At 69.8% G+C, this 18,816-nt stretch carries 11 protein-coding genes; 5 read left to right on the forward strand and 6 right to left on the reverse strand.

Features of this window, described 5'->3' with window-relative positions:
* Positions 1 to 364: 364 nt before the first annotated feature.
* A complete protein-coding gene (locus tag Q0066_RS01705; protein ID WP_298129439.1) occupies positions 365 to 1,363 on the reverse strand; it encodes a glycosyltransferase family 2 protein in 999 nt (332 codons plus the stop codon).
* Positions 1,360 to 3,639: a glycosyltransferase family 2 protein gene (locus Q0066_RS01710; RefSeq protein WP_298129440.1), complete on the reverse strand. Its 2,280-nt coding sequence runs from the start codon at positions 3,637 to 3,639 to the stop codon at positions 1,360 to 1,362. Before Q0066_RS01710 ends, Q0066_RS01705 begins: the two co-directional genes overlap by 4 nt.
* Before the next feature lie 72 nt (positions 3,640 to 3,711).
* Between Q0066_RS01710 and Q0066_RS01715 the strand changes: the two genes are divergently transcribed.
* Together Q0066_RS01715 and Q0066_RS01720 are read left to right on the forward strand one after the other, a co-directional pair.
* Positions 3,712 to 4,668, forward strand: a complete 957-nt coding sequence (locus tag Q0066_RS01715) for an NAD-dependent epimerase/dehydratase family protein (RefSeq protein ID WP_298129441.1) — start codon at positions 3,712 to 3,714, stop codon at positions 4,666 to 4,668.
* Positions 4,665 to 5,555, forward strand: coding sequence for a glycoside hydrolase family 16 protein (locus Q0066_RS01720; protein ID WP_298129443.1), 891 nt, complete (start codon positions 4,665 to 4,667; stop codon positions 5,553 to 5,555). Before Q0066_RS01715 ends, Q0066_RS01720 begins: the two co-directional genes overlap by 4 nt.
* A 248-nt stretch (positions 5,556 to 5,803) precedes the next feature.
* Here Q0066_RS01720 and Q0066_RS01725 read toward each other — a convergent pair whose 3' ends face one another.
* Positions 5,804 to 8,227, reverse strand: coding sequence for a YncE family protein (locus Q0066_RS01725; protein WP_298129445.1), 2,424 nt, complete (start codon positions 8,225 to 8,227; stop codon positions 5,804 to 5,806).
* 295 nt (positions 8,228 to 8,522) lie between these two features.
* On the opposite strand from Q0066_RS01725, the gene Q0066_RS01730 reads away from it, so the two are divergent.
* From Q0066_RS01730 to Q0066_RS01740, 3 genes are read left to right on the forward strand one after another with little or no spacing between them, the layout of a single operon-like run.
* A complete protein-coding gene (locus tag Q0066_RS01730; protein WP_298129447.1) occupies positions 8,523 to 10,958 on the forward strand; it encodes an alpha/beta fold hydrolase in 2,436 nt (811 codons plus the stop codon).
* Positions 10,933 to 11,601, forward strand: a complete 669-nt coding sequence (locus Q0066_RS01735) for a chorismate pyruvate-lyase family protein (protein WP_298129449.1) — start codon at positions 10,933 to 10,935, stop codon at positions 11,599 to 11,601. The genes Q0066_RS01730 and Q0066_RS01735 overlap by 26 nt, the downstream gene beginning before the upstream one ends.
* Entirely contained in the window at positions 11,598 to 12,794 is a 1,197-nt protein-coding gene (locus Q0066_RS01740; RefSeq protein ID WP_298129451.1) for a 4-hydroxybenzoate 3-monooxygenase, read from the forward strand. Before Q0066_RS01735 ends, Q0066_RS01740 begins: the two co-directional genes overlap by 4 nt.
* 47 nt (positions 12,795 to 12,841) lie before the next feature.
* Here Q0066_RS01740 and Q0066_RS01745 read toward each other — a convergent pair whose 3' ends face one another.
* The 3 genes from Q0066_RS01745 to Q0066_RS01755 form a co-directional block, all read right to left on the reverse strand.
* A complete protein-coding gene (locus Q0066_RS01745; RefSeq protein WP_298129453.1) occupies positions 12,842 to 16,285 on the reverse strand; it encodes an error-prone DNA polymerase in 3,444 nt (1,147 codons plus the stop codon).
* Between the two features lie 105 nt (positions 16,286 to 16,390).
* The gene (locus Q0066_RS01750; RefSeq protein WP_298129455.1) at positions 16,391 to 17,932 is read right to left on the reverse strand and encodes a DNA polymerase Y family protein; all 1,542 of its coding nucleotides are present in this window, start codon (positions 17,930 to 17,932) and stop codon (positions 16,391 to 16,393) included.
* Entirely contained in the window at positions 17,932 to 18,651 is a 720-nt protein-coding gene (locus tag Q0066_RS01755) for a hypothetical protein (protein ID WP_298129457.1), read from the reverse strand. The genes Q0066_RS01750 and Q0066_RS01755 overlap by 1 nt, the downstream gene beginning before the upstream one ends.
* Positions 18,652 to 18,816 lie beyond the last annotated feature (165 nt).

Genomic DNA, 18,816 nt, shown 5'->3' on the forward strand with positions numbered 1-18,816 from the left:
ATGCTTGGATCGAATGGGGGGCGGCGCGGGCCAGGGGTCTCGACAAGCTCGACCAGCGGGCCGTTGCGTCGCGGATTAACAGCTCGGCATAGAGACTCAGGGTGCGTCGATGTCGAGATCGCTCATTGGTTTCGGGAAAGCCGTCCGGATTTCGGGTGATAACACGAAATCAAGACATGTCTCCCGCCACCAGTCACCGATGTCGAGATCGCTGCGGAACGCCGTCCGGCTGGATGAGATCCCGGCCTCCGCCGGGACGACCGAGGTCTGATGGGTTGGAGCGAGTAACAGTCTGGACCAGCCTGCCCGACCGCCAACGCGTTGGAGAGGGTGTTGACGGGCTCGACCGAAAGAACCTCCCGGGTCAGCGGCGATGCAGGATCTGGGCGTACAGCCGGGGGCTCAGAGCCAGGATCGCTGCTGCGATGGTCTGTCGGTGGGCGCCGCCGCGCCAGAGTCGGGGGAGATCCGACCAGCGGATCAGAGCGCGCGACTCGGCGACCACCTCGGCTACCTCAGCGCCGTCCTCGCCGGCGAGCTTCGCTCGCAACGCCATGTTGGCCGCGGGGAACACCACCCCGTCATACCGGAAGCGGAGGTGTGCCCAGCGCCACGCGTCGGCCTCGCTGCCCTCGAACACGCCGGCGCCGGCGAGCAGCGTCTGCACGTGGTCGTCCTGGACGAACAGGTCATGGGTGTGCGGGCCGAAGCGTCGGGAGATGGAGGTCTCGTTGATCAGGTAGCGGTAGAGCGGCGCGTCGACCAGGGCGACCCGTTCGGCACCGAGGGCGATCCGCAGCATCGGAGCGACGTCCTCGTAGACATGCCCCTCCGGGAACGGCGCGTCGCCGAGCAGCCCGCGCCGGAACAGTTTGTTGCAGGCGTAACCGCGGGCCTCGCTGAGCAGCAACCGCCGGGCCAACTCGGCGCCGGACATGACCGGTTCGTCGAACGTGTCCTCATCGATGCTGAGCGTCTCGCCCGCCTCGTTCACCCGCGCCGTTCGGCACATGGCCAGCTGGGCGTCACATTCCAGCAGTGCCCGGCGCATGTCTTCGAGGAACTCGAGTTCGACGGTGTCGTCGGAGTCGCAGAACCAGACCAGATCGGTGTCCAGCCTGGCCAGGCCGGCATTGCGGGCGGCGGAAAGCCCGCGGTTCTCGGGTTGGGTGACCACCTCGACCGGCAGTCCGGCCTGCTGGGCAGCGGCCAGCGCCCGTTCCATGGACGCGTCCCCGCCGCGGTCATCGACCAGGATCAGCCGGTCCGGCGCGACGGTCTGCGCACCGATCGAGGCAATACAGCCGGTGATGTACTTCTCGACCCGATAGACGGGCACGACGACACCGATCGTGGGGGTCATCGCAGGCCTCCGCGGGAGCGCAGGTAGCGCAGCGGCCCGAGCAGCATGCCGAACCGTTCGGCTCGCAGCAGCTCAGCCGGGAAGTCGGACGGCAGCGCGGCGTTCTTCTTGGAGTCGGACGCGAACAGCATGTGCGCCGCCGCCGGGATGCGGGCGGCGAAGCCGGCCAAGTGCCGCGGCTGAGTCAACAACAGCTTCGCCAGCGCGGCCGTCAGCCCCACGCCGTAGCCGAAGATCTGTGCTCGCAGTTGGGCGTCGTCAGCGCGATGATGGTGCCGGACGATCGCTGCCGGGTGATACGCCACCGCGGCCCCCGACAGGTACACCCGGCGGCACAGATCGAGATCCTCGCCGGCGTGGGTGGGGGTGCCCGGGCCAAGGGCCGGGTCGAATCCGCCCAGCTCGGCGAAGGTCTGCGCCCGCAGGGCCACCACGCCCGAGCCGAACTCACCCGCCGTGTAGGGGAAGGCGGCGCCGCGGCGTCCGGGAATCGCCTCGGTGGGCGAGCCGGCTGCCCGGGCACAGGCGGTCAGCGCCGCTTCAATCGCCGGGCCGTCCGAAGGGGCCCAGTAGGTGGTGGCGTAGCCCTTGGCGAAGCCGCCGTACTCCTCGAAACGGAGTTGATCGGCGGACTCGAACCCGGCCGGCAGCACCAGCCCGGTCGCACAGCCGATGCCTGGGTGCGCGGTGAGTGCGGCGGTCAGGTGAAGCGTCCAGTCCGGATCGGGCACCGCGTCGTCGTCGGTGAAGGCGAGCAGTGTTCCGCCGGCTTGCCGGGCGCCGGCGTTGCGTGCGTGGGAGGCTCCTCGCCGCGGCTCCTCGACGATCCGCAGCCGCGGGTCGCTGATCCCGGCCAGCAAACCGGCCACCCCGCCCGAACCCGGGTCGTTGTCGACCACCAGCAGCTCATCCATCGGTCCGCGTTGACTGAGCACGGCGCGCACGGTCTCCACCAACAGCGGGTTGCGGCCGAGAGTGCAGATCACCACGCTCGCCGTCTCGGACGATGCCGGCAGGGGAGCCGTTGCTGCGCTGGCCCGTTCCCCGGTAGCCACCAACTCGGGGTCGGCGACTGCCACCGCCTCATGCCAGTCGGAGAATTCACCTGGTGCGGAATCGAACCGCACCCGTGTCTGTCCCAGCGGCCAGCCATGCCTGCGAACCAGTACCTGAACCTCAGCTACAGGTTGAGACTTGGGAGAATCCCCGCTAGTCAGATCAAGGTCAACGAGAGGAATCGGGGTGAAAGGGGCTGCTGCCGGCTCAGCGGCTTCGGTGTCACCACCGGTCACGCTCGCCACCCGACGCGCCCGCGCGGACAGATAGCCGGCGCCCGTCACCACCAGCCCGAGCAGGCAACTGCCGGCCCGGGCGAAGCCGTCCAGATCACCGGACGCCGCCTGGCGCAGGTAGCGGGCCGGCGCCTCGGTCACCAGCCGCAACGCGTGCCCGCGCTCGCTGGCCAGCGCCGCACCCGACCCCACCAGAGCGCTCAGTGCCGCCTTGGAGCGACCCTCGTTCCAGCAGCGACGGACGAAGTAGCGCAGCCTTCCGCGCGCCACGGGGACGAGGTGATCGACCACCGCCGCGGTGTCCCGGAGCACGACGCGGCCCGGCAGTTCCGCACGGATGCGGATGCCCAACTCGGTCTCCTCGCAACCGGTGGGCAGTTCGCCGGTGCGTCCGAGTCGTTCCGAGAAGCCGCCCGCGGCGTCGAAGGCGTCCCGGGCGATCGCCATGTTGGCGCCGATCGGGTTCCGGATCGGCGCACCGTCACCCGGCAGGCCGCGATAGTCGCAACCCACGACCCAGCCGAACTCGTCGGGGAACCAACGTGGTGGCGCACCTGCCTCCCAGCGTGGCTGGACCGCTCCGCCGACGGCAGCGACGTTTGCCTCGGCGAACCGCGCGCCGAGCGCATCCAGCCAGCCGGCGCGGGGGACCGCGTCGTCGTCGAGGAAGGCCACCACCGGTGCCGAACTGTGCTCGATGCCGGTGTTGCGTCCCCCGGACAGGCCGCGTCCGCCGCTGTTCGGCAGCACCTGGACGGCGGGAAGTGATCCCCAGGCGTCGCGCGCGCCGGCCAGCAGGGTCGGATTGTGATCAATCACGACGACGGCTTCGTCCCCGATGCGGAGTTGATCGACAGTCTCGGCGACAGCCTGCTCAAGAACCGGCCAACGACGCTCGTCATAGGCGCAGATCACCACGGCGACGGCGGGACGGACGGCGTCCGAGCGGGTCGAAGCGGCGGCCTCAGTGGACGGACAAGTCATTTAGGTAAGACTAACCTAAGTATCATCGGGTAAAGCTTGCGACCGCTATCCAAACCCCCTGGAGACACCCTCATGATCGTGCTGGTCACCGGTGGTGCCGGCTTCATCGGCTCCACCGTGGTCGACCGACTGTTCCGCGACCTCCCCGGCGTCCGCGTCCGGGTTCTGGACGACCTGAGCACCGGACGCCGCGAGAACCTTTCCGACACCCCGGCCGACCTCATCGTCGGCTCGATCACCGACCCCGACGTCGTCGGTTCCGCGATGGACGGGGTGAGCGCGGTCCTGCACCTGGCCGCGATCGGCAGCGTCCCGCTGTCCGTCGACGATCCCGTCCGCTGTCACCAGGTCAATGTGACCGGCACCATCGAAGTCCTCGAAGCGGCCCGAAAGGTCGACGCCCAGGTGGTCTTCGCCTCCTCCAGCGCGGTGTACGGAACCAACCCGGCGACACCGATCGCCGAGACCGACTGGACGGCGCCGCTCAGCCCGTACGCGGCCTCCAAACTGGCGGCGGAGTCGTACCTGCTGGCCTACCGGCAGAGCTACGGACTGGCCGCGCTGGCGCTCCGGTTCTTCAACGTCTACGGACCCCGGCAGAGCGCCGACCATCCCTACGCCGCGGTGATCCCCAAATTCCTGGACGCCGGACTGCGCGGCCGCCCCCTGCCGATCCATGGCGATGGCCTGCAGACTCGCGACTTCGTCCATGCCGGCACGGTGGCCCGGCTGCTGTGCCGGGCGGTTGCCGAACGCACCAGCCACTCCACGCCGGTCAACGTGGCCGGCGGCACCAGCGTGAGCCTGCTGGAGCTGGTCGACAGTGTCGCCGCGGTACTACCCGAACCCCCGCAGCTGCGCCACGAGCCGGCCCGGGTGGGCGACGTCCGCCACTCGTTGGCCGATGTCACCCGGTTGCGCGAGCTGTTCCCGGGCCTGCCTGAGGTGCCGCTCACCGAGGGCCTGGCCGCAACCGCTGCCTGGTTCCGCAGTCAGGGGATCGGCGCTCCCGTCCACGCTGACGCATGAGGCGCCCCCGGCAACGCGGACGGCTGGCGATCGCCGGCACCGCGTTGGCGACGGCTGCAGCCGCGGCGCTGCTGGTCAACGGAGCCGTCGGGTCGGCGCCGCAGATCCGCGGAGCTGCCGCAGTGCCCGCCGGCACCCGGTGCCCGGTCGGGCCGACGTGTGGGCCGCTGACCTGGCAGGACGAGTTCTCGCCCACAACGGACGGCCGGCCGAACGCCGTCAATTGGGGATTCGAGCTCGGCGCCACCGGCTGGGGCAATGCCGAGTTGCAGGAGTACACCGCCGCGCGGGCGAACTCGTTCATCGCCGACGACGGCACGCTGCGCATCGTCACCCGGCCCGGCGGAGCCGACTCGGCCTCTCCCTACACCTCCGCGCGACTGGTCAGCCGGGACCGGGTGAGCGTCGGTTACGGCTACGTCGAGGCGCGGGTGAAGCTGCCGACGCAGCCGGCGTCCGGGCTGTGGCCGGCGTTCTGGCTGCGTTCCCAGGGGGAGCCTTGGCCGGACGGCGGAGAGATCGACGTGATGGAGACGGTGAACGGCGCCTGGGGCTACTCCAGCAACATCCACGGCGGCCCGACGCACTGGGAGCAGTACCGCTGGCACTCCACCGGCACGGTCAACGATGGCGAGTGGCATCGCTTCGGGGTGCTGATCCGGCCCGAGCGTCTGGAGTTCTTCCACGACGGCCAGCGCGTCCACACCGTCACCCCGGCCGGAATGCCGGCCGGCGGGCGCTGGCCCTTCGACGTTCCCGACCGGCGCTATTACATGATCATCAACATGGCGATGGGCGGCGCCTACCCCGGAACCCCGGACGGCTCCGCCACGCTCCCAGCCACCATGCAGGTCGACTACGTCCGGTACTGGGCGCTCGCGGAATAGCTGTCACGACTCGTCATCCCGGGGCTTGCTCCGGGATCTCGGCGTGCGGCGGCAGAGCGGGAGATCCGGCGGTCGCCGGGATGACGAGGGGCCCGAGACCGTCGGTGGAGCTTGCCGAGACCCATCTTCAGCCTGTTGGCAAGGGGTTTCGACAAGCTCAACGAGCGGTCCAACCAAAAGCAACGAGGGTGGTGGCGCATTGCGCCACCACCCTCGCTCCTCAGGTCAGTTCGCCGAGGTGAACCTGCTCAGCGCACCTGGAGGACGAAGCTGACCGTTGACCCCTGCAGGGCGCGATCGCCGCTGAAGGTGACGGTGACCTTGTGCTCCATGCCCGGACGCAGCCAGGGCAGGTCGGCGCGGACGTAGTTGTCGGACGCCTTCGCGGTCACGGTCTTGCCGCTCGCGCTGATGGTCAGTTCACCGCCGTCCGGCTTGATCCAGTCCTGGGAGCCGATCTCGACCCGTACCCGTGCCGGCCTGTCGCCCTGGTTGCGGGTCACGTTGACGGTCAGCCGAGTGTGGGCCTTGCTCACCTGCTTGGCCTTCGAGGTGGCGACACCCCAGGCGCCCTTCGAGGTGGTCGCCTCGACCCGGACGCTGAGCTTGGCGCCCGCGTCGGCACCGGTCAGCCGGTACTTCTTGGACGTCGCGCCGTCGATCGCATTGCCGTCGCGCAGCCACTGGTAGCTGAAGGTGGCTTTGCTGGCGTTCTTCCAGGTACCGGCCGTCGCGGTCAGCACTTCGTGGCCCTTGGCCGTGCCCGAGATGCTGGGCAGCTTCTTGGCCTTGGGCTTCGGCAGCGCCTTGCCCACGGTGAACTTGGCTTCGACGCTGCGTCGAGCGTCGCCACTCTGCAGCGATCCGGTCAGCAGTCGCAGCGAGTGCTTACCGGCCTTGTAGGCCGGCTTGGAGCCGTATTCGCCGGTGGTCTTGCCGTTCGGCAGGACGACGGTCGTCGAGAAGGTGCCGTCCGCCTTGGCCTCGATGATCTGCCAGACGTCGCTGCCGTCGGTCTTGGTGACCTTGCCGTCGTCCAGCTTGACCGCGATCTTGGAGCCGCGCTTGCCGTCGTCGGTCTTCCAGCCCTTGCCCACGAGCGTGATCTTGCCGCCCACGGTGGCCTTGCCCTTCACGGTCACCGTGGCGCTGCCCGGGGTCGGTGTCGGGGTGGGCGTCGGAGTCGGGGTGGGCGTCGGAGTCGGGGTGGGCGTCGGAGTCGGAGTCGGGGTGGGCGTCGGGTCCGTCTTCTTGCCGACGGTGATTTCGACCTTCTCGCTGCGTCGGGCGTCGCCTTGCTTGAGGGAGCCGGTGAGGAAGCGAAGGACGTGGGCGCCGGTGGTGTAGGCGGGGTTGGAGCCGCCGGGGCCACTGGTGGTGCCGTCGGGCAGGGTGATCTTGGCGGTGAAGGTGCCGTCGGTGTTGGCGTCGATGATCTGCCAGACGTCGTTGCCGTCGGTCTTCTCGATGGCGCCGTCGTCGAGCTTGAGGGCGATCTTGGAGCCGCTCTTGCCGTCGTCGGTCTTCCATCCGGTGCCGCGCACGGTGATGGTGCCGCCGATGGTGGGGGTTCCCTCCACGGTCACGGTCGCCTTCTCCGGATCGGGATCGGGATCCGGGTCCGGATCGGGGTCACCGGTGCCCTGCGGGGTGATCTTCCACACCTTCGAACCACCCGGTGCGCGGTCGACCGCCCACGCTGTGCCGCCGGCCACGATCACGTCGTTGGGGCCGGCGCCGACCGGGATCTCGCCGATCCGCGCGCCGGTGGCGGCGTCCACGACGAGCACGCTGGAACCGCCGAAGCCGGTGCTGTAGACCAGTCCGTTCGCCGCGTCGACCGCGGTGTTCAGCTGCGAGGCCGAGCCCTTGGCGGTGTTGACCAGCGCGCCGGTCGCCAGATTGATGGTCCGGACGTCCGAACTGCCCTGGCTGGACACGTAGGCCAGGCCGCGAGAGCGGTCGACGGCCACGCCGGACGCGGTGTCGCCACCGGTGTTCGCGACGACCCTGGTGCTCTTGGTGAGCGAGTTGATCTCGACCAGCGCGCCGTTGTTCAGGTTGACCGTGTACAGCAGCGCGGTGTTCGCGTCCGCCACCAGGTCGAGCGACATCGGCGAGAAGCCCGTGGTCAGGCCCTTGAGGGTCTCGACCACCTGCAGGGTGTTGGTATCGATCTTGGTGATCTGGCCACCATTGGGATCGCTGACGTAGGCGATGTCGCGGTACGGATCGATGGCGATGTCGCGGCTGTGCCCTACGTTGCCGATGGTGGTGACCCGGTTGCCCGTGCTCTGGTCGTAGACCACCACGGCGTCCTCGCGGGTGGCGCTGGTCCAGATCCGGTTGTTCTCGTCGTCGACGGCGATGCCGTAGGCCGCTTCCGGACGCGCGGTCGCCGTGCCGGCGTCCAGGGTCCGCGGCTTGATGGTGCCGGTCACCTGCATGGTGGCCGGGTTCAGCTTGCTGATGGTCGACACGTCGGCGCGCGGCGAGCCGCTGTCCCAGTTATGGGTGGTCGAGGTGACCCAGATCACGTTGTTCTTGGCTGAATAGGCGGCCTGGTAATTGTCCTGGCCGACACTCGCGCTCTGCACGTCGAAGGTTCGATTGCCGACGGTCACCGAGGCGGCCTGGGCGAGCGGTGCTGCTGCGGCGAACGTCCCCATCACCAGACCGAGCGCGACTACACCCCCCAGTGCTCGGGGGGCCTGGCGGCGCCCACCCCCGGATGGTCGTTGGATTTGCGTGCGCACTGCTTCTCCTGTCGCTGGTTGGCATGGTCCGCCGTCCGAACCTCCCTCGGGTGGCGGCGCGGCTTAGGTTAGCATTACCTAACCATCATCGGATCGTTCTCAGAGTGTGGTGACAAGAGTGTTCAAGTTGGCCCAGGAGGCACCGTCAAAAGCGGCTGTGACTACGCCTGATCCGTGGTCCACAGCGCCGCTGTGCGATCAGCTGGACTCAGTGATCGCTCAGGTTGACGGGGCTTCTCCCGCCATTCGGGACGTCGCGGGCACGACGGTCTGCTACGCCGAGTTGGGCGCGCTATGCCAGGAGTTCGCGGCTGTCGGAGTCCAGGACGCCCCGATGGCCGTACTCGGCGGCTCGGCCCGCGCGTTGGCCCTGGCCGTCGCCGTGGTCTACGCCGGACGGCCGCTGGTGCTGCTCGATCCGCAACTGCCCACCGCTCGGCTACAGCACATCCTTCAGACCTCCGGCGCTACGTCCACGATCGTCGACGACGAGTTCCAGCCGTTGGCTGTCGAGATCGGTGCCGCGGGCATCCTGCCGGTGACCCAGCTCTGGGAGGATGGGCTGCCCTGGGCGGGCGAGGTCCGCCGGCCCGGCGGCAGTGTGCCGGCGACGATCGTGTACACGTCCGGCTCGACCGGCGCACCGAAGGGTGTGGTGCTCAGCCATGCCGCGGTGGTCAACGGCGCCGCCACCAGCCGGGAGGAGTTCGGGCTGCGGACGAGCGACGTCTGCGCCATGCTGCTGCCGCCCGCCTACGCGGCCGGCCAAGAGGTGCTGTTCATGGCGGTGCTGAACGGCTGCCTGGTGGAGAGCTTCGATCCCCGGCAACGAAGCGTCGGTGAGATCGCCGAGTGGCTCGCTGCCCGCGGCATCACCACGCTGCACTGCACGCCGTCCATGTTGCGTCACCTGAACGGCAGCCTGAGCCTGAACAGCTTCCCGGCGATTCGGCTGCTGACCACCTGCGGCGAGCCGATCCACGGCCGCGATGTGGCCGCTGCCCGGCCCTATCTGCCACACGCCGACTACGCCAACTACGTCGGCTCGTCCGAGACCGGGCACCTGAGCTTCTTCCACGTCAGTGCCGGCGAGCCGCTGCCGTCCGGGCAGATCCCGGCCGGACGGGTCACTCAGCGCAAGACGATCACTCCTGTCGGCGACGACGGCCATCCGCTGCCGGCCGGCGAGGTCGGGGTGCTGGAGGTGAGTTCGGCCTTCCTGGCGTCCGGCTACTGGGGGGAGGCCGAACGCACCGCCGCGGTCTTCGGCGAGCGTGGCGGGGAACGGACGTTCCGCACCGGCGACCGGGGCAGCGTGGTCGACGGAGTGCTGGCCCTGGCCGGCCGCAAGGACGACGCGGTGAAGATCCGCGGCTACCTGGTCGAGCCGGCTGAGGTCGAGGCTGCGCTGCGCGGCATCGAGGTGGTGCTGGACGCGGTGGTGGTCGCGGATGCCGATGCCGGACGGCTGGTCGGTTACGTGGTGCCCGACCCGGCTCGACGGACGCCGTCGCTGGCCCAATTGCGAGCCGAACTGGCTCAGCGGCTACCGGACTGGATGGTGCCGCAATCCATCGTGCTGCTGGATGCGCTGCCGCGTACCGAGCGCGGCAAGGTCGACCGGGCCGCGTTGCCGGCGCCCGCCGTCCGGTCCAACCTGACCGTGCCGACCGACCAGTGGGAGGCGCTGGTGTCGGCGGTCTGGTGCGACGTGCTGCACCTGGAGACGGTCGGACGCGACGAGAGCTTCGCCGAACTCGGCGGCGATTCGCTGGCGGTGGAGGAGATGCTGGCCGCGCTCGCCGAGGACGGCATCGACCTGCGCGGCTCCGACCTGGCCGCCGCGCCGACGCTGGCTGCCTTCGCCGTCCGCGTCCGGGAACAGTCCGGCAAGCAGGCCGCCGACCGTTCGCGGGGCGTGATGGTCACCCTGCGCGAGGGCGACGGCGTCCCCGTCTACTGCTTCTCGGGCGCCGGCGGACCGGCCTATCTGTTCACCGATCTCGCCCGCAAGCTCGACCCCAGCCATTCGGTGCATGCCTTCCAGGTGCGCGGGCTGGAGCGGCGCGCCGTTCCGGACTGGTCGGTGCGGCGGGCCGCGAAGCGCTACGCCGGGCTGATCGAGCAACGTCAGGCACCGGGCCGGGTGGTGCTGATCGGGCATTCGCTGGGTGGGCTCTTCGCGCTCGAAACCGGACGGCTGCTGCGCGAACGCGGCTATGAAGTGGCGTTCACCGTCCTGCTCGACACGCTGCTGCCCGGACGGCTCGCCCGGCTCAGCGGCGGATCGGCGCCCGAACTGCGCATTCCCGGCGGGCACAGGCAGAGCCGTCGCGAGCTCTGGCTGACCCGGCTGCAGCTGCTCGGGGCCGGCCTGTATCCGTACCGGCCGGCGGTGCGCGACCAGGTCTTCTTCCAGCACGGGCTGCGGCTCACCGAGTGGTACCGGGTGCACCCCTGGGATGGCCCGACCGAGGTGTTCCTGACCCCGGAGAACGTCGACGACCGTGCCTGGTGGCGTCATGTGCTGACCGGGGAATACCGGATTCACGAGGTGGAATGCGGCCACGTGGCGATCCTGAAGCCGCCCTACGTGGAGCGGATCGCCGAACTGGTCGGCGATGCCCTGGACGCCCGCGTTGGCTGACTGGCGGCGCACGAAAGGAGCGACCGACAGGCTGGTCGGCCTGGGCCGCTTGGAGCAGCTGGTGCTGCGCGGCGACGGCCTGACCACCACGTCGCTCGAGGTGCTGACCGGCGAACAGGTGACCGCGCGGCCGTTGCAGCACTGGGTGGTGGCGGCGACCGATGACCTGTCGGGGGCCGCGGGTGGCGCCAACCCGTACACCGGGACGGCGTCCCTGGCGGTGGCGGCCGAGTTGCGGCGGGCGCACGACGTGTTGGAACTGCTGCCGGAGGAGTCGCTGCTGGTGCGCGAGGTGCTGCTGCGCGGCGCGTCCCAGGTGTGGGCCACCTCGAGCGTGAGCTGCGTGCTCGACCGGCTGCCGGAGACCGTGATGCGCACGCTGTCCACCTCCGAGGCGCCGATCGGACGCACCCTGCACGAAGCCGGGGTGGTGACGTCGCGGAAGCTGACCGGCTGGGGACGGCGTCCGGCGGGTCGGTGGGCGAACCAACTGGCCGGCGTCCGCTCGGAAAACGAACTGATCCCGGGCCGGGAATACGTGATGACCCTGCCGCTGGACGGCCGTCCGCTGGGCTACTTCGTCGAATGGTTCTCACCGGCGCTGTTCGAGGCACCCTCTGATCCGATGGGAAGGAACCGATGAACCCGATCCAGACCGATGTCGCGATCGTCGGCGCGGGTCCGGCCGGCCTGCTGCTGGCGCGCATGCTGCAGCTGCAGGGCATCGACGCCGTGGTGCTGGAGCGCCGCTCCCGCGACTACGTGCTGGGCCGCGTCCGGGCCGGCATCATCGAACAGCCCGTCGCCGAGCTGCTGGTCGAACTGGGCGTGGGGGAGCGGATGCTCGCCGACCGGCTGGTGCACGACGGGGTCCAGCTGCAGCATCACGCCGGTGACCGGATGGTGCGCGACCGGATCGACTTCGCCGCGCTGACCGGCAAGACGGTCACCGTCTACGGGCAGCGAGAGCTCGTCCGGGACCTGATCGGGCTGCGCGAGGCGGACGGCCTGCCGCTGCGGTTCGGTGCCGAGGTGATCGGCCTCGACGGGCTGTCCGACGACCGGGTGGCGGTGCGCTACCGCGACGAGGCGGGGGAGAGCACGATCAGCGCACGGTACGTCGCCGGAGTGGACGGCGCGCACGGCATCACCGCGCAACTGTTGGACGGCGCCGAACGGCAGACCCTGCAACGCAGCTACCCCGCGGCCTGGCTAGGGGTTTTGGTGGAGGCGGCGCCGCCCAGCCATGAACTGATCTACGCACGGCACCCCGAGGGCTTCGCGCTGGCGTCCATGCGGACCCCGGAGGTGAGCCGGCTCTACCTGCAGGTGCCGGCCGGCGACACCCTGGCCGACTGGAGTTCGGACCGGATCTGGGAGCACCTGCACCGGCGGCTGGACCTGCCCGGCAGCCCGGTCAACGAGGGCCGGTTCCTGGAGTCGTCGATCACCCCGTTGCGCAGTGTGGTGCACCGCCGGATGCGGTACGGCCGGCTGCTGCTCGGCGGGGACGCCGCCCACGTCGTCCCGCCCACCGGCGCCAAGGGGCTCAACCTGGCCGTCGCCGACATGACCCAACTCTCCCGCCGGCTGGGTGGGGTTTTGCTGCGCGGCGACGAGGCGGCGCTCGACGGCTATCAAGAGAGTTGCCTGCACCGGGTTTGGCAGGTGACCCACTTCTCCTGGTGGATGACCGATCTGCTGCACCGCCTGGAATCCGACGAGTTCGGGGAGGAACTCCGCACCGAACAACTCCGCACCCTCGCCGACGGCGGCCCGCTCGCCCAGTGGTTCGCCGACAGCTATACCGGCCTCCCCCTCACCCCCTGGTCCTGACTCCCGGTGACCGGGAGAACCGTCCCCGGATGTGCGAACCGGGCGGGTCAGCGGAAGTCGCGGGAGGTGACCCGGATCTTGAGTCCGAGCGGTTCGAAGTGGTCGGCCAGCAGGTTGGTGACGCCCTCGGGGGAGCGCTCCAGCATGCCGCGGACGATCAGGGCGGACGAGTCCCGGGCGACCCGGCGGTGCCGCATCCAAACACCCTGGGAGCAGACCACGTTGATCAGGCCGTGCTCGTCCTCGAGGTTCATGAAGGTGATCCCGGACGCGGTGGACGGCCGCTGCCGGTGGGTGACCACCCCGGCCACTTCGACCCGGCGTCCGACCTCGGCGGTGCGTAGCGCGGACGACGGCAGCACCCCGCGGGCATCCAACCCCGGCCGTAGATGGGCCAACGGATGGTCGTCGGTCGAGATGCTGGTGGCCCACAGGTCATCGGCCAGGGTTTCGAACGCGGACGGCTCGGGAAACAGCGGTGGCTGCACCTCGGGCAGCGTCCCGGGCAGGAAACCCGGCTGATCGAGGGCGGCGGTGCCGGCCCGCCACAGCGCCTCACGCCGGGTCAGTCCCAGGCATTCCAACGCCCCGGACGCCGCCAGCGCCTCCAACTGCTGTGTGGTCAGCGACGTCCGGCGCACCAGATCCTCCATCGAGGTGAACATTCCGCCCTGCTCACGGGCGGTCACCACCTTCTCGGCGACCTCGGAACCGATACCGCGGACGCCGGCCAGCCCGAGCCGGACGGCGAAGTGACCGTCCCGCCGATGGGCGGCCGATTCGTCGGGGGCTTCCCGATCGAAGTCGCCGACCGGGGGTTGGCGACGCTCCAGGCAGGACGCCATCCCGGTGGGGCCAGATTGCGAGGGGTCTCGACAAGCTCGACCAGCGAGAGGCGGGTCTTGGCCAGCTCGACCGGCGGGAGGGGGCGGGTCCTGATCAGCGGGCAGGGCCTCCAGCACGGGATCCGCCCCGGACCTGGCCAGGCAGGGCCGCAGCGCGCTCACCCCGTGCCGGACGGCGTCCGCGGTCAGCGTGGCGGAGGAGTAGAACCCCATCGGCTGAGCCCGCAACAGCCCGGCCAGGAACGCCGCCGGATAGTGCAGCTTGAGCCATGAACTGGCATAGACCAGCAGCGCGAACGACAGCGAATGCGATTCGGCGAAACCGAAATTCGCGAACGCCTGAATCTGTTGGTAGATGGCTTTCGCAGCGTCTCCGGTCAACCCGTTGCGGGCCATGCCGGCATAGAGCTTCTCTCGTAGCGATTCGATCCGCTCCTCACCGCGTTTCGAACCCATCGCCCGGCGCAACAGGTCGGCGTCCTCACCGCTGCAGTCGCCGATCGCCACCGCCATCTGCATCAACTGTTCCTGGAACACCGGGACGCCCAAGGTGCGTTTCAGCGCCGGTTCCAGCTTCGGATGGGCATAGCTGATCGGTTCCCGGCCGAGTTTGCGGCGGACGAACGGATGTACCGCCCCGCCCTGGATCGGTCCTGGCCGGATCAGCGCGATCTGGACGACCAGGTCGTAGAACCGTCGGGGTTGCAGCCGCGGCAACAAACCCATCTGGGCCCGTGATTCCACTTGGAAGACGCCGATCGAATCCGCCCGGCAGAGCATGTCGTAGACAGCCTTTTCCTCTTTGGGAATCGTGGACAGTTCCCATTTCTCCCCGGTCGCGTCACGAATCAGGTTGAAGGTGTGCTGCAGTGCGGCGAGTATTCCGAGCCCGAGCAGATCGAATTTCACCAGCCCCATCCAGGCGGTGTCGTCCTTGTCCCACTGGATCACCGTGCGCTTCTCCATGCGGGCCGGCTCGATCGGCACCACCTCGCTGACCGGACGGTCGGTGAGCACCATGCCGCCGGAATGGATGCCGAGATGGCGCGGGGTCTTCAGCAGCTGATCGGCCAGCGCGACCACCTGCGGCGGAATGTCGTGGTCGTCGGCGTCGGCGAGCGGCCCCCAGCGTTCGATCTGTTTCGAGAAGGCGTCCTGTTGTCCGGGGCCGAAGCCGAGCGCACCGGCGATATCGCGCACCGCGTTCTTCGGCCGGTACTGAATGACGTTGCAGACCTGGGCCGCTCGCTCGCGTCCGTACTTGTCGTAGACGTACTGGATGACCTTCTCGCGCCGATCGGAGTCGAAATCCACGTCGATGTCCGGCTCTTCGTCGCGCAGTGCCGACAGAAAGCGTTCGAACGGCAACTGGTAGGCGATGCTGTCCACCGCGGTGATGCCGAGCAGGTAGCACACCGCACTGTTCGCCGCCGACCCCCGGCCCTGGCAGAGAATTCCCTCACTCCGGGCATAGGCGACGATGTCCCAGACGATCAGGAAATAGCCCGGAAAGTCCTTTGCTTCGATGACCGCCAGTTCACGTTCGATCCGTTCGGCATCGGACGGGCTCAGGTCCGGATACTTCTCCGGCACCGCCTGCCACACCAGTTGCCGCAAATAGCTCATCGGCGTGTGCCCGGCCGGAACCTGCTGGCGGGGCAGCGCAGGCTTGGCCCTGCGCAGCGGAAAAGCGAGCTCGTCGGCCAAGGTGACGCTGTATTCCACCGCACCGGGATAGCGCCGGAACCGCCGCCGCATCTCGGCGCCGGACCGGACGAACGCGGTACCGGCGGCCGGCAGATAGCCGTCGAGCTGATCGAGGCTGCGATTGGCCCGGACGGCGGCCATCGCCTGGGCCAGCAACTGATCCTGCGGCCGGGCGTAGTGGACGTTGCCGGTGGCGACCACTGGCAATCCGCGCTCGGCGGCCAGCGCGGCCAGAACGTCGTTGTGCGTCGAATCCAGCGGCATTCCGTGATCGGTCAGTTCCACGGTCACCGCGTCCCGGCCGAACAGCGCCACCAACTCGTCCAAGGCTTTGCCGGCCGCTTCTGCGTCACCGTCGGCCAGCGCTCGCCGGACGGCGCCCTTGCGGCAGCCGGTGAGAATCGCCCAATGCCCGCCGGCCCGCTCGGCGAGCCGCTCCAACCGGTAGCGGGGACGGCCCTTCTCGGCGCCGGCCAACTGGGCCTCGGTGATCGCCGCGGCGAGCCGGTGGTAGCCCTCCTCGCGCCGCGCCAGCACCAGCAGATGTGTTCCGGCCGGGTCGGGGCGTCCGTTCTGCGGGGCCGGCAGGTCCAGCGAGAGTTCCGCCCCGAACACCGTCCGCACCTCGGTGGCTTCGGCGGCCTCGGCGAACCGGACCACCCCGTAGAAACCGTCGTGATCGGTCAGTGCCATCGCGTGCAGGCCGAGCCGTTCCGCCTGTTCGATCAACGCCGCCGGGCCGGAGGCGCCGTCCAGGAAGGAGAACGACGAGTGGGCGTGCAACTCGGCATAGGGCACCGCGTCCGTGGGTCGCTGAATCGGCGGACGCTGATAGGGCCCGCGCTTCCACGAGAACGGGGCGTCGTCGCGAGCCACCCTGCGGCCGCTCAGCGTTCCCTCCAGCTGCCGCCAGGTGACCGCCGGATTGTCGAACCCCATCGTGCGCCTCCTCCTTTGTCACTGGTCGCTGCATCGCTGGTTGAGCTTGTCGAAACCCCTTACCAGCGCCCACATCAGGTCTCGACAAGCTCGACCAACGAGCGCCTAGTCGTACCTTCCCTCGGCCCACCAGGCGCCCTGCTCGAGCACCAGCAGCCAGGCGGTCTGCTCGGCGTCGACGACCTGGAAGCGGTGCGCGGACCGGCTGCGGGCGGCGTCCCAACCCCGCTCGCCGATCGGCCACGGGCCCGCCCAGGCCTCGATCGGACGCCGTCGCGCACCCTCCACCAGCACCGCCGGCTCAGCCGACGGCTCGCCCCGCTCGCTCACCGTGACCGCGGCGTCCGCGGCGTCCAGGACGGTCACCTGATGCCGTTGCGGGAAGACCGTCGCCGGGGCCGGTGCCGGCAGCGACCCCGGCCAGGGCTCGGCCCGGGAACTGGCCGGCACCACCCGTTCGCCCCAGGGCACCAGCTGTTGCCGCTCGGCCAGCCAGCGGCCGCCGGCGACCACCGGGATGACCACGCCCTCATGACCCAGCATCGCCTGGACCCGGGAGAGCGCGTGGTGCATCCGCTCGTCCACCCCGGCGCCGAACAACCCCGGCTCATGGTGGGCGGCATCGTCGACCGCCACCGGCTCCAACCGGACGGTGGTGATCCCGCCGCGCAACCCGTCGCTGCCGGCCAACTGCCAACGCACCCGGTCGACCACCGCGGCGGCGTCGAAGGCCGCCGGATGCAGCCATATCCGCTCACTGATCCGGCCATCGGAATCGGTGCAGCTGACCCGCAACTCGGTGCACACCAGCCGGTGCGTGCTCAGCGCGGCGATGAACTCGTCCGCGGCGGCGCGCACCGAGAAGGCCACCTGGTCGACCAACTCCAGTGGTGGTTCGAAACTCGCCTCTCGGATCAGTTCGGGCGGAGGTTTCCGCGGAATCAGAGACTGGGAATCCCGTCCGCCGGCCAGTGCGTGCAACCGGGCGCCGTAGCCGCCCAACCGTTCCCGGACGGCACCGGCCTCCAAGCCGGCGAAGCTGCCCAAGGTGCGGACGCCGAGCCGCCGCAGCAGCACGGTCAGCGACTCGTCGCCCAGCACCGTCACCGGTAGTGGTGACAGGAATGCGGCCGCCTGACCCGACGGGACGACCCTGACCCGGTCCGGGGGAGTGGCCAGCCGGGCGGCCTGCTCGGCGGTGAACAACCCGTCCGCCACCCCCACCCGCGGGTCACGGAACCCGATCTCGCTCAGCACGTCGAGCAGCACCTCGGACGCCATCGACTCGCCGCCGTAGTAGCGGGCGATGCCGCGCGCGGGAATCGCGCACAACCCGGCACGGACGCTGTGGAAGCCGGGTGCGACCAGTTCCAGCCGGTCCAGCACGGTGCTGAAAAGCCGATCGTCACGGCCGGGATCGGCTGCTGCCACGACCAGCCCGGGACACCGGGCCTGGGCTTCCCGGCGCCGCATCCCTTCGGCCACTCCGTCGGCGCGGGCGACCGGCGAGCAGGCAAGAACTTTTCCGGTCTCCATGATCGCCACCGGATCCTCTGCCGATGCGTCCCCCTCGGCCCGTTGCCAGGCGGTCACCGGCCAGTCCGGGAACCAGATCACCAGGCAGCGCCGGGGCTCCGGCCCGGTCATCAGCCCACCACCCGCAGCGGCTCACGAGCCTCGGATCGAGTCGCCTCATGCGAATCGGACGGCGTAGGCGCCGGCGACAACCCACCGGAGGCGTCCGGCAGCGCCACTCGGGCCTGCCGGGGAGCCGGCGATCGCTTCGAGGTCACGGTGACCAGAACATCGCGCGAGGTCAGGTAGCCGTGCCCCGCTCCGACCCCCGACCAGTGCGGTGCCGACATGCTCAGGGTCGCCTCGACCCGCGGCCAGGCGCCGGCAACCAGCAGCGCCGTCCCACTGCTGCGCAGCCGGGCGGACAGCCGGCCGGCGTCGGCCTCCCGCACCCGGTTCCCGGGACGAACCGCGACCACCGGCAGCACCTCGGCCAGGGCCGCGGTGATGGCGAACCAGCGCTCGCCCGGACGCGGCACCAGCGCCACCCGGTCGAGATTCAGTCCGGCCTGTTCGGCGGCCTCGATGCCGAGTTCGGGCAGGCCGATCACCCCGCACCAGGTGCCCGCCCGGGAGGGTTCCGCCAGCAGCGTCAACAGCAGCAGACCGGGGGACACCGAGTACGCCGAACCGGGTAGCAGCCCGCCGCCCGGCAACAATCCGGACAGCGCCGGCGGTACCGGTAGTGCCCGATCGCTGCGGGCACCGGCCCAGCGGACGTCGCTCTGCACCCGACGGACGCTCTCCAGGCGGGCGTCCGCGTCCAGCGAAGAGGCGGCACCGATTGGCATAGGACGATGATCGAACGAATGTTCGAATACGTCAAGACGGCGAGGCGGACCGATGTCGGTCTCCGCTGGTTGAGCTTGTCGAAACCCGTTGTCGGGGAATGATCGGCAGCTCCCCAACCGAATCGATCCCGATCGGGCACCCCAGACCGTGCCCGATGGGGATCG

Origin of the sequence: Micropruina sp. (assembly GCF_027492755.1) — a bacterium.
GTDB lineage: Bacteria > Actinomycetota > Actinomycetes > Propionibacteriales > Propionibacteriaceae > Micropruina.